Annotated in this window: 11 protein-coding genes; 7 read left to right on the forward strand and 4 right to left on the reverse strand. The window is 67.1% G+C overall.

Features of this window, described 5'->3' with window-relative positions; genetic code table 11:
* Together BGN95_RS02675 and BGN95_RS02680 are read left to right on the forward strand one after the other, a co-directional pair.
* The coding region (locus BGN95_RS02675) for a copper chaperone PCu(A)C domain-containing protein (RefSeq protein ID WP_286771543.1) at positions 1–189 on the forward strand (189 nt) is incomplete at its 5' end.
* Positions 190–233: 44 nt separating this feature from the next.
* Positions 234–647, forward strand: a complete 414-nt coding sequence (locus BGN95_RS02680; RefSeq protein ID WP_286771559.1) for a vgr related protein — start codon at positions 234–236, stop codon at positions 645–647.
* A 344-nt stretch (positions 648–991) separates the two neighbouring features.
* On the opposite strand, the gene purB is transcribed toward BGN95_RS02680, so the two are convergent.
* Together purB and BGN95_RS02690 are read right to left on the reverse strand one after the other, a co-directional pair.
* Entirely contained in the window at positions 992–2,305 is a 1,314-nt protein-coding gene (gene purB / locus BGN95_RS02685) for an adenylosuccinate lyase (RefSeq protein WP_286771544.1), read from the reverse strand.
* Between the two features lie 78 nt (positions 2,306–2,383).
* On the reverse strand, positions 2,384–2,914 hold the full coding sequence (locus BGN95_RS02690; RefSeq protein ID WP_179511701.1) for a GNAT family N-acetyltransferase: 531 nt from the start codon (positions 2,912–2,914) through the stop codon (positions 2,384–2,386).
* 150 nt (positions 2,915–3,064) lie between these two features.
* Between BGN95_RS02690 and BGN95_RS02695 the strand changes: the two genes are divergently transcribed.
* Positions 3,065–4,501 (forward strand): NAD-dependent succinate-semialdehyde dehydrogenase, encoded by a 1,437-nt coding sequence (locus BGN95_RS02695; protein WP_286771545.1) that lies wholly within the window; start codon positions 3,065–3,067, stop codon positions 4,499–4,501.
* 42 nt (positions 4,502–4,543) lie between these two features.
* On the opposite strand, the gene BGN95_RS02700 is transcribed toward BGN95_RS02695, so the two are convergent.
* Positions 4,544–5,716: an acyl-CoA dehydrogenase family protein gene (locus BGN95_RS02700; protein WP_286771546.1), complete on the reverse strand. Its 1,173-nt coding sequence runs from the start codon at positions 5,714–5,716 to the stop codon at positions 4,544–4,546.
* Positions 5,692–6,666, reverse strand: a complete 975-nt coding sequence (locus tag BGN95_RS02705; RefSeq protein ID WP_286771547.1) for an acyl-CoA dehydrogenase family protein — start codon at positions 6,664–6,666, stop codon at positions 5,692–5,694. The genes BGN95_RS02700 and BGN95_RS02705 overlap by 25 nt, the downstream gene beginning before the upstream one ends.
* Positions 6,667–6,749: 83 nt before the next feature.
* On the opposite strand from BGN95_RS02705, the gene BGN95_RS02710 reads away from it, so the two are divergent.
* From BGN95_RS02710 to lspA, 4 genes are all read left to right on the forward strand, one after another.
* The gene (locus BGN95_RS02710; RefSeq protein ID WP_286771560.1) at positions 6,750–7,469 is read left to right on the forward strand and encodes a metallophosphoesterase family protein; all 720 of its coding nucleotides are present in this window, start codon (positions 6,750–6,752) and stop codon (positions 7,467–7,469) included.
* A gap of 44 nt (positions 7,470–7,513) precedes the next feature.
* On the forward strand, positions 7,514–8,443 hold the full coding sequence (locus BGN95_RS02715; protein WP_286771548.1) for a bifunctional riboflavin kinase/FAD synthetase: 930 nt from the start codon (positions 7,514–7,516) through the stop codon (positions 8,441–8,443).
* A 206-nt stretch (positions 8,444–8,649) separates the two neighbouring features.
* The gene (gene ileS, locus BGN95_RS02720; protein ID WP_286771549.1) at positions 8,650–11,481 is read left to right on the forward strand and encodes an isoleucine--tRNA ligase; all 2,832 of its coding nucleotides are present in this window, start codon (positions 8,650–8,652) and stop codon (positions 11,479–11,481) included.
* The gene (gene lspA, locus BGN95_RS02725) at positions 11,481–11,984 is read left to right on the forward strand and encodes a signal peptidase II (RefSeq protein ID WP_179511694.1); all 504 of its coding nucleotides are present in this window, start codon (positions 11,481–11,483) and stop codon (positions 11,982–11,984) included. Before ileS ends, lspA begins: the two co-directional genes overlap by 1 nt.
* Positions 11,985–12,109 lie beyond the last annotated feature (125 nt).

Consider the following 12,109-nt stretch of genomic DNA (forward strand, 5'->3'; position numbering starts at 1 on the left):
CAATTGCGCGTGCCCGCGACGCAGACGGTGCGGTTCGCGCCGGGGGGCAAGCATTTGATGCTGTTCGACCTCAACCCCAGCGTGAAGCCGGGCGGCAAGCTGACCTTCACCTTCACCTTCGCCGACGGCGTGCGCATCCAGCAGCCGGCGAGCGTGATCGCCGCGGGCGATCCTGCGCCCAAGGAGTGAGCGCGCGCGGGCTGACGCCGGGCGAGGTGGCGCTCGCCCGCTCGATGTTCGGTTCGGCGATCGACTATGACGCGGTGCGGATCGCGCGCCGCCGTTGGGCATTCTTCCAGCCGCGCAACGTGGTGATGGCGCCGCGCGGGACGATCCATTTCCACCCCCACGGCCCCTCGTATCGCGACGATTTCGCCGAGGCGTCGCTCGATCTGAAGGGGCTGTTCATCCACGAGATGTGCCATGTCTGGCAGCATCAGCGCGGTATCTTCCTGCCGCTCGCGCGGCATCCCTTCTGCCGTTATCACTATAGCTTCGTGCCGGGGTGGTCGCTCGCACGCTACGGGATCGAGCAACAGGCCGAGATCGTCCGCCACGCCTTTCTGCTGCGCACGGGCTGCAGCGTGCCGGGCGCGCCGGGGCTGGACAGCTATGAGACGTTGCTGGGGATGTTCGCGGAAGGATGACGCCCCGCTTCCTTCGTCATTCCCGCGAAGGCGGGAATGACGGCTCGGGGAATCTAGGGCAGGCCCCGACGGCCCAAAGTTCACAAAGTTCACACGTGTGACGCAGCGTCACGCCCGCCAGTCCGCCCCTTGGATAAGGGGCGGTGGCGGATGTGTCAGAACGCGGTGGAAACCACGCCGACCACCAGCGCCTGGACCGCGAGTACCAGCGTAAGGCTGGCAGCGGCTTCGAACATGCGCATGTTGTGATCTCCTCGCCGGGAAGGTCCGGCGGGGCGGCATGTGGCGATTGTTATGCTGCGCTGCAACATAGTTGCGCGCAATCACGATTGCAGTTTTTGCAATCAGTCGGCGAAGACCCGGTCGAAGATCGTGTCGACATGCTTAAGATGATAATCCAAATCGAATTTTTCATCGATCTGCTGCGGCGAAAGCGCCGCCGTGACCTCGCTGTCGGCCTTCAACAACTCGGCCAGCGAGAGCGTCCCGTCGGATTCCCAGACCTTCATCGCGTTGCGCTGCACAAGACGATAGCTATCCTCGCGGCTCACCCCTGCCTGGGTCAGCGCGAGCAGCACGCGCTGCGAATGGACCAGCCCGCCCATGCGATCGAGGTTCTTCTGCATCCGCGCCGGGTAGACGAGCAATTTGTCGACCACCCCGGTCAGCCGCGCCAGCGCGAAATCGAGCGTGATCGTCGCATCGGGGCCGATATAGCGCTCGACCGAGGAATGGCTGATGTCGCGCTCATGCCACAGCGCCACATTTTCCAGCGCCGGGGTGACATAGCCGCGCACCATGCGGGCGAGACCGGTGAGATTTTCGGTCAGCACCGGGTTGCGCTTGTGCGGCATCGCCGACGAACCTTTCTGCCCGGGCGAGAAATATTCCTCGGCCTCGAGCACCTCGGTGCGCTGGAGGTGGCGGATTTCCACCGCCAGCCGCTCGATCGAGCTGGCGATCACGCCGAGCGTCGCGAAGAACATCGCGTGGCGATCGCGCGGGATCACCTGGGTCGACACCGGCTCGACGGTCAGCCCGAGCTTGGCCGCGACATGCGCTTCCACCGCCGGCTCGATATTGGCGAAGGTGCCGACTGCGCCCGAGATCGCGCAGGTCGCGATATCGGCGCGGGCATGCGCGAGCCGCGTGCGGTTGCGCTTGAACTCGGCATAGGCCTCGGCGAGCTTGAGCCCGAAGGTCACCGGCTCGGCGTGGATGCCGTGGCTGCGCCCGATCGTCGGGGTCAGCTTATGCTCATAGGCGCGGCGCTTGAGCACCGCGAGCAACGCGTCGATATCGGCGAGCAGCAGGTCCGCGGCGCGGGTCAGCTGCACCGCGAGACAGGTGTCGAGCACGTCGGAGCTGGTCATGCCCTGGTGCATGAAGCGCGCCTCGTCGCCGACATTCTCGGCCACCCAGGTGAGGAAGGCGATCACGTCGTGCTTGGTCACCGCCTCGATCGCATCGATCGCGGCGACGTCGATCGCCGGCTTGGTATCCCACCAGCGCCACAGCGCCGCGGCGGCTTCCTTGGGCACCACGCCCAGCTCGGCGAGCGCGTCGGTGGCATGCGCCTCGATCTCGAACCAGATGCTGTAGCGCGTCTCGGCGGACCACAGGGCGGTCATCTCCGGGCGGGAATAGCGCGGGATCATGCTTGTTTCCTCGATATGCGAGTCGGCCGGAAGCGGCGTTTGGCTGCCGACTAAAAGGCAAATCCGCCGAGGGCAACGTTACGTGGCGGTTTCCCAGTCGGCGCGCGAAAGGCTGAAGACCGCGGTATCGCGGACATAGCCGGTCCAGGTCTGCAAGTTTTTCTCGAGCACTCCCGCCTTGGTCGCGCCGAGCTTCTCGACCGCGCGCATCGAGCGGCCGTTGCGCGTATCGACCCTGAATTCGATCGTTCGATATCCGGTCGCGAAGGCATGATCGATCAAGAGCCGCTTCATTGCGCGGTTGAACGGGCCGCCGCGGACATGCGGCGCGATATAGGTGGCGCCGATCTCGATCGCATCCGGTGTGGCAATCGCGATATAGCTCGTCATCCCGACGATCTCCTCGCCGTCGAGCACCGCGAAGGTCGTCCAGCCCGGCATCGCGCGGATGAAGTGCAGCGAGGGGGCGAAATGCTCGCCCAGCATCGAGAGCGGGTAGATTTCCCAGATATCCGGGTCGGCGGCGCAGGCGGCGCGCAGCCCTTCGACATGATCGTCGGTGAAGGGGACGAGCCGAACCGGTCCGTCGGTCAGAATGGCGGTGAGCATATTGGCGTCCTCCCGTTTTATGGCCTCGCGACCTAGAGAGCTAACTTGACGGGATTGCGGCTGAATTGCCTGCGCTTGAAGGCAGGGGGTGGACAGATGCTGGGCGGATACGCATCTCCCGCCGCACGATTCATTTCCCGAGGTGACGACATGAGCCAGACCGACCGCCCCGCACGCGCCCTTTATATCGCCGGCGAATGGCGCACGGGCGGCGGCCGGGTGGCGCAGGACGTGCTCAATCCCGCGACCGGCGCGACGATCGGGACGGTGCCGCATGCCTCGGCCGCCGATCTCGACGAGGCGCTGGCGGCGGCCGAGCGCGGTTTCCGCGCGTGGCGCGAGACCCCGGGCGAAACGCGCGCCGCGGTGCTCAGCAAGACCGCAGCGCTGATCCGCGAGCGCGCCGATGCGCTCGCCGCGATCGCCACCGAGGAACAGGGCAAGCCGCTCGCCGAAGCGCGCGGTGAGGCGATCGGCGCGGCGGCGATCCTCGATTTCCACGCCGGCGAGGCGGTGCGCATCTATGGCCGGGTGCTGCCGCGCGCGAGCGGGCTGCGCTCGATGGTGCTCAAGCAGCCGGTCGGCCCGGTCGCGGCCTTCTGCGCATGGAATTTCCCGTTGCTCAATGTGGTGCGCAAGCTCTCCCCGGCGATCGCCTCGGGCTGTTCGGTGATCCTCAAGCCGAGCGAGGAGACCCCGGCGAGCGCCACCGCGATCCTGCAATGTTTCCAGGACGCCGGGCTGCCGGGCGAGGTCGCGCAGATCGTCTTCGGGGTGCCCGATGAGGTGTCGCGGACGCTGCTCGCCTCGCCGGTGACGCGCAAACTGAGCTTCACCGGATCGGTGCCGATCGGCAAGCACCTGATGCGGCTCGCCGCCGACAGCGTGATGAAGATGACGATGGAGCTCGGCGGGCACGCCCCGGTGCTGGTGTTCGACGATTGCGATCTCGACAAGACGCTCGACATTCTCGTCGCGCACAAGTTCCGCAACGCCGGGCAGGTGTGCGTCTCGCCGACGCGTTTCTATGTGCAGGACGGCATCTATGAACGCTTCGCGGCGGGGTTCGCCGAGCGGACGCGGCAGGTGACGGTCGGCGACGGCAGCGTCGCGGGGACCAAAATGGGCCCGCTCGCCAACCCGCGTCGCCCCGATGCGCTGGAGGCGATGATCGCCGATGCGCGCGCGGCGGGGGCCAAGGTGCTCGCCGGCGGCGAACGCGGCGCGGGCGACGGCTTCTTCTACGCGCCGACGGTGCTCGCCGACGTGCCGCTGGAGGCCAAGGTGATGAACGAGGAGCCGTTCGGCCCGCTCGCGCTGATCCGCCGCTTCGGGACGCTGGAGGAGGCGATCGAGCAGGCCAACCGGCTGCCCTATGGCCTGGCGTCCTATTGCTTCACCGAGAACGGGCGGCGTCAGGCGATCCTTGGCGATGCGGTCGAATCGGGGATGGTGTGCATCAACAACGTCCGCACCTCATGGCCCGATGCGCCGTTCGGCGGGGTCAAGGATTCGGGCTTCGGCTCGGAGGACGGCCCCGAGGGGATCGAGGCGCATATGATCACCAAGTCGGTGCATATCTCGTAAATCCCGCCTTCACCCCTCCCCTGAAGGGGAGGGGCTTTAAGGTCACCGCACCCCCAGACCCCGCGCGATGATCCCGCGCAGGATCTCGCGCGTGCCGCCGCGCAGCGAGAAGGACGGCGCGTTGAGCATCGTGTGCGCGAGCACCGCGACGAAATCGCTCGTCGAGGCGCGATCGGGCTCGGCGTCGACCAAAGCGCGGGCGATTTCGGGCAGATCCTGTTCGAAGGTCGCGCCGAGATCCTTGACGATCGCGGCGTGGACCGCGGGATTCTCCCCCGTTTCGAGCAGCGCCGCCACCCCGCGCGACAGCCGCCGCAGCACGACGAGATGCGCGGTCAGCCGCCCGAGCGCGAGCCGCGCCGCGTCGCCCGGCGCCTCGCGCAGCACCGCGATCAACTCGAGCAGCAATTGCATCGACGACAGGAAACGCTCCGGCCCGCTGCGCTCGAAGGCGAGTTCGCTCATCACCTGATCCCACCCGCCGCCTTCGGCGCCGATCAGCGCCGCGGCGGGGAGGAAGGCATTCTCGAAATGCACTTCGTTGAAATGATGCTGCCCGGCGAGATCGATGATCGGGCGGATCGTGACCCCTTCGGTGGCGTGGAGATCGACGAGCAACTGGCTGGTTCCCGCCTGCCGATCACTGTTGGTGCCGCTCGTGCGGCAGAACAGGATCATATAATCGGCGTGATGCGCGCCGGTGGTCCACAATTTGGTGCCGGTGACGCGCCAGCCGCCGTCGACCGGGGTCGCGCGGGTGCGCGTCGCGGCGAGATCGGAGCCCGAATCGGGTTCGCTCATCCCGATGCAGAACACCAGTTCGCCGGCGGCGATCCGCGGCAGGATCGTCGCTTTCTGTTCCTCGGTGCCGAATTTGAGCAGGGTGGGGCCGCTCTGGCGATCGGCGATCCAATGCGCGGCGACCGGCGCGCCGGCGGCAAGCATCTCCTCGATCACGACATAACGTTCGAACGCGCTGCGCTCGTGCCCGCCGTAGCGCTTGGGCCAGGTCATTCCGAGCCAACCTTTGGCGCCGATCGCGCGGCTGAAATCGCGATCGAACCCGCTCCAGCTTTCGGCGCGCGCAGCGGGGCTGCGCGTCGCCAGCGCTTCGGCGAGAAACGCGCGGACCTCGGCGCGCAAGGCTTCGGCAGCGGGAGAAGGCGGCGGGGAGGGGAAGCGGAAGCCGATCATGCTGCGGTCACCATCGGCCAAAAACCCTCTTTTCCGGCGGCGAGCGCGCGATCGCCGAGCCGTGTCGCCCAATGCGCCGCGCCCCCGAACTCGTCGCGCCACGTCCATAGGCTGGTGGTGAACAGATGCAGGCGATGCTCGGCGGTGAAGCCGATCGCACCGTGGAGCTGGTGCGCGATGCCGTTGGCGCGGCCGACCGCCTCGCCGATCCGCACCCGCGCGACCGCGATCGCGAAGGTGGCATCGGCCGGGTCGGCGATAAACGCATCCGCGGCGAGATCGGCCGCGGCAGAGGCGGCGACGACCTCGCCCGCGAGCTTCGCCAGTTCCTGCTGGATCGCCTGGAATTTCGACAATGGGCGGCCGAACTGGACGCGTTCGGCGACATGCGCGACGGTCAGTTCGAGCACGCGGTCGAGCGCGCCGGCGCATTGCAGCGCGCGGACCAGCGCGCCGTGCTCGATCAGCTTGCCGGGGATCGGCGCGGCCCGCTCGGGCGCGTGAAAGCGCATCGCGTCGCGCGGCAGCCCGGCTAGGTCGATCGCTTCATGTTCGAGCGTCGCATCGGTGATCCGGGCGATGCCGGTTGCGGTCTCGACGACGAAAGTCCGGCAATTGCGGCCCCAGGCGATTCGCGCCGCGCCGTCGATCGGCACCAGCGCGGCCGGCCCGTCGGCGAGCGGCAGCCCGGCGCGCGCCAGCGCGGCATTGGCGAGCATCGTCTCGCCGAGCGGCAGCGGAACCGCGTGGCGACCGAACAGGCGGATCAGATCGAGCGCCTCGCGTGGGTCGACACCGAACCCGCCGGCATCTTCGGGCACCAGCGCCAGCGGCACGCCCTGTTCCTCCAGCGCGCGCCACAGATCGCTCGGCCAGATGCCGGTGCGGGCGGCGTGCATCGCCGAATCGTCGAGCCGCGCCTCGAGCAGTCGCTCGATCGCATCGGTCAGCATCGTCGCGATCTCGCTCACGGCCTCTCCATCGCTTTCTTGCTATCGTTGCAAAGGCGTCTAAGCCGTTTTGATTAACGCGCAACAGAGGAGCGAGCGTGACGATCAGGCTGTTTCACGTCAGCGATCTGCATTTCGGCGCGGAGGACCCGGCGGCGCTGGCGTGGTTCGCCGAATGCGTCGCGGCGGAGCGGCCCGATGCGGTGGTGATGACCGGCGACCTGACGATGCGCGCGCGCCCGAGCGAGTTCGACGCCGGCGGGCGCTGGCTCCGCGCGCTCGGGGTGCCGGTGACGCTGGAGATCGGCAACCACGACATCCCTTATTATTGGGATCCGTTGCGTCGGCTGTTCGCGCCCTATCGCCGCTATGGCGCGGCGGAGAAGCTGATCGAACGCCCGCTGGCGATCCCCGGGGTGTCGATCGTCCCGCTCAGCACGATCTCGCGCGCGCAATTCCGTCTCGACCAGTCGAAGGGGCGGGTCGCCAAACCCTCGCTCGACACGGCGCTGGCGCGAATCGCCGCGGCGCCGAAGGGCGATCTGATCTTCGTCGCGGGGCATCATCCGCTGATCGAGGGGCCGACCACCGGCTCGGGGCGGACGCGGCATGGGGCGCGGGCGCTGGCGGCGCTCGCTGCGGCGGGGGCGGATGCGGTGCTTTCGGGGCATGTCCACGATCCGTTCGACATTCCTTACGGCAAGATGCGGCTGATCGGAGCGGGGACGCTCTCGACCCGGCTGCGCAAGACGCCGCCGAGCTTCAACGAGATCCGCGTCGCCGACGGGCGGTTCGAAACATTGGTGCGCACGGCCGAAGCATGACTCGGCCATTGCCGTCCGGGTTGGTGGCCCCTAAGGCGCGCGGCATGGAGCGGCTGGACGGCGGCTCGGCGATTCCGCCGCACCTCAGGGGGGGCATCGTCGCGCTCGGCAATTTCGACGGATTCCACCTGGGGCACCAGGCGGTGGTCGGCCGTGCGGTCGATCAGGCGCGCGCCGAGGGGCGCCCCGCACTGGTCGCGACCTTCGACCCGCATCCGGTGCGTCACTTCCGCCCCGATACCCCGCCCTTCCGGCTGACCACGCTCGATCAGCGCGAGCGGCTGTTCGCCGATGCGGGGGTCGACGGGATGATCGTGTTCCATTTCGACGCCGCGCTCGCCGCGCTGGAGGCGGAGGAATTCGTCCGCGACCGGCTGGTCGGGCTGTTCGGGGTCGGCGGGGTGGTGACCGGCGAGGATTTCACCTTCGGCCACAACAAGAGCGGCGACGCCGCCGCGATGGCCGCGCTCGGCAGGCGTTACGGCTTCACCGATGCGACGGTGGGCGAGGTGATGCTCGACGGCGCCCCGGTTTCCTCCAGCCGCATCCGCGACGCGCTGCGTGCCGGCAACCCGCGCGAGGCGGCGCGGCTGCTCACCCGGCCGTGGGCGATCGCCGGCCGCGTCCAGCACGGCGACAAAGTGGGGCGCGAGATCGGCTTTCCCACCGCCAATATCGACATGGGCAACTACCTCCGCCCGGCTTACGGCATCTATGCGGTGCGCGGGCGGCTGCCCGACGGACGCGTGCTGGACGGCGCGGCGAATCTCGGCATCCGGCCGAGTTTCGACCCGCCCAAGGAATTGCTCGAACCCTATTTCTTCGATTTCAGCGGCGACCTGTACGATCAGATGATCGAGGTCGAACTGATCGACTATCTCCGCCCCGAGGCGAAATTCGACTCACTCGACGCGCTGATCGCGCAAATGGCGGCGGATTGCGACCGCGCGCGGGCGATCCTTGCTGCGGGCTGATCGGCATCTCTTCCGTCATTCCCGCGAAGGCGGGGATCCATTCTGGCTGGCTTCTGCGATAGAAGCGCGACCGCAGTGCTTATGGATTCCCGCCTTCGCGGGAATGACGGGGTAGGGTTGGGCAAGCGTTGGCTTTGAACAACTTGTCACAGGCTAACGATGGGGCATGACGCGGCCCTTTTCCCGCGCTAATGCCGCGCGCACTCATGGCTGACGCATCCGATACCCCGAAGCGCGACTGGCGCGACACCGTCTTCCTGCCGAAGACCGACTTTCCGATGAAAGCCGGCCTGCCGCAGAAGGAACCGGCTATTCTGGAACGCTGGCAGAAGCTGGGCCTGTACCAGCGGCTGCGCGAGCAGCGCGCCGGGCGCGAGAAGTTCATTCTCCACGACGGCCCGCCCTATGCCAATGGCGACATGCATATCGGCCACGCGCTCAACCACATCCTCAAGGACATGGTGGTGCGCACCCAGACGCTGCTGGGCAAGGACGCGCCTTATGTCCCCGGCTGGGATTGCCACGGCCTGCCGATCGAATGGAAGGTCGAGGAGGAGTATCGCAAGAAGAAGCGCAACAAGGACGAGGTGCCGGCGCGCGAATTCCGCGCCGAATGCCGCGCCTATGCGCAGCATTGGGTCAACACCCAGCGCGAGCAGCTCAAGCGGCTCGGCATCAACGGCGATTGGGACAAGCCGTACCTCACGATGGATTTCGCGGCGGAGGCGACGATCGTCGCCGAGCTGATGAAGTTCGCCGAGACGGGGCAGCTCTATCGCGGCGCCAAGCCGGTGATGTGGTCCCCGGTCGAGAAGACCGCGCTGGCCGAGGCCGAGATCGAATATGAGGACATCACCTCGACCCAGATCGACGTGGCGTTCGAGATCGTCGAGGCGCCGAACGCGCCTGAACTGGTCGGCGCGCATGCGGTGATCTGGACGACGACGCCGTGGACGATCCCGGTCAATCAGGCTTTGGCCTATGGGGCGGAGATCGATTACGTTGTGGTCGAATCGACGCGCAGTTTTGCATCCGCGCCAGTTAATGGCGCGGTACAGAACATGGTTGACTATCGCTATGTTGTTGCCGAGCCACTCTTAGACGCATTTCGTGCACGGACAGATACCCGTCTCGCGCCCGGAGCCGTGGTCAATAGATTCAAGGGTTCTCAACTCGCCGGCGCCGTCGCGCGTCACCCGATGCATCACCTCGGCGGGTTCTTCGCCAAGCCGCGCCCGTTCCTGGCCGGCGATTTCGTCACCACCGATGCCGGCACCGGGCTCGTCCATATGTCGCCCGATCACGGCGAGGACGATTTCGAGCTGTGCAAGGCGCACGGCATCGACCCGGTGTTCGCGGTCGATGCGGGCGGCTTCTACCGCGAGGATTGGGCGTGGCTCGGCGGGCAGGGCAGCGTCATCAACAAGAAGTTCACCGCCAGCGACGGCCCGATCTGTTCGGACCTGCGCGCGGCGGGGGCGCTGCTCGCGGCGTCGGACGATTTCGTCCATAGCTATCCGCATTCGTGGCGATCCAAGGCGAAGGTGATCTTCCGCTGCACCCCGCAATGGTTCATCGCGGTCGATCGCCCGATCGAAGGCGGCGCGACGCTGCGCGAAACCGCGCTCGCCGCGATCGCCGCGACGCGCTTCGTCCCCGAAAAGGGCCGTAACCGCATCGGTGCGATGGTCGAGGGGCGGCCCGACTGGGTGATCTCGCGCCAGCGCGCCTGGGGCGTGCCGATCGCCTTGTTCGTCGATCGCAAGACCGGTCACTATCTGTGCGATCCGGCGGTCAATGCGCGGATCGTCGATGCCTTCCGCGCCGAGGGCGTCGACGCGTGGAGCGAGGAAGCGGTCCCGGCGCTGCTCGGCCCGGACTATGATCCGGCCGATTACGAGCGCGTCACCGACATTCTCGACGTGTGGTTCGATTCGGGCTGCACCCACGCCTTCGTGCTCGAAAGCGGGCGCTGGCCCGAATTGCGCTGGCCGGCCGATCTTTATCTCGAAGGATCGGACCAGCATCGCGGCTGGTTCCAGTCGTCGCTGCTCGAAAGCTGCGGGACCCGCGGGCGGGCGCCTTATGATGCGGTGCTGACCCACGGCTTCACGATGGACGCCAAGGGCATGAAAATGTCCAAGTCGCTCGGCAACACGGTCAATCCGCTCGACCTGATGAAGGAATATGGCGCAGATATCCTGCGCTTGTGGGCGCTGTCGGTCGATTTCACCGAGGATCACCGCATCGGCAAGGAGATCCTTGCCGGCGTTGCCGACCAATATCGCAAGCTGCGCAACACCTTCCGCTACCTGCTCGGCGCACTCGACGGGTTCGACGAGGGCGAGCGGCTGCCGGTAAGCGAATGGCCCGAGCTGGAGCGCTATATGCTCCACCTCGTCCACGCGCTCGACAAGCAGCTTCGCCAGGCGATCGTCGATTTCGACTTCAACACCTACACCCGGCTGCTGAGCGATTTCGCCAATGAGGATCTGTCGGCGTTTTTCTTCGATATCCGCAAGGATTCGCTCTATTGCGACGCACCGACCGATACGACGCGGCGCGCCTATCGCACGATGCTCGACGTGCTGTTCCACGCGCTGGTACGCTGGGCGGCGGCGGTACTGACCTTCACCGCCGAGGAAGTGTGGCAGACGCGCTTCCCGAGCGAGGACGGGTCGGTGCACTTCCTCGACTGGCCCGAGCTGCCCGCCGAGGCGAGCGAGGATATCAGCCAGCGCTGGCTGGCGATCCGCGCGCTGCGGGTCCGCGTTACCGAGGCGATCGAGCCGCTCCGCCGCGAAAAGATCGTCCGCTCGAGCCTCGAGGCGAATGTGACGGTGCCCGAGCTGCCGCTCGATGCCGATGCTTTGGCCGAGGCGTTCATCGTGGCGAAGGTCTCGCCGGGCGATGAGGTGACCGTGACGCGCACCGATTATCACAAATGCGGCCGCTGCTGGCGGTTGCTGCCCGAAGTGACCGAGGATGACGGGCTGTGCGGCCGCTGCACCGCGGCGGTCGGCGAGGTGGGGGCGTGATGCGCGCGCTCCCCAAGCTCGGGCTGGCGACGGCTTTGGCGCTGTTCCTCGTCGATCAGCTCGTGAAGTGGATCGTCACCGGACCGCTCGGGATCGATTATCTCGGCGCGGTGCGCGAAATCCTGCCGATCTTCGACCTGCGCTTCGTCCAGAATGTCGGGGTCAGCCTCGGGCTGCTCCGCGCGGAGAGCGAGGTCGGGCGCTGGGCGCTGGTGGCGATGACCGGGGCGATCGCGGTGGCGGTGCTGGTGTGGATGTGGCGCGAGAAGAGCCGCGCCGATCAGGTTGCGCTCGGGCTCGTGCTCGGCGGGGCGATCGGCAATATCCTCGATCGCGTGCGCTTCGGCTATGTGGTTGACTTCGCCGACCTGCACTTCGGCGAATGGCGCCCGTTTTTGGTCTTTAACGTCGCCGATGCGGCGATTACGATTGGTGTGCTGATCCTGCTGGTGCGTGCGCTCCTGATGCGCGACAAGCCCGGCAAGCCTGTGGAGAATCGATAATGCGTAAGATCGTCGTCGCCGGAGCCGGCATTGCCGCGCTCGCCTTGCTCGCCGGTTGCGGCAAGCGCGGCTACGATCGGGCGCGGCCCGACGAGTTCGCGGTCGCGCGCCAGCCGTCGCTGATG

This window comes from Sphingomonas sp. 66-10 (assembly GCF_001897045.1).
Taxonomy (GTDB): Bacteria; Pseudomonadota; Alphaproteobacteria; order Sphingomonadales; family Sphingomonadaceae; genus Sphingomonas; species Sphingomonas lycopersici.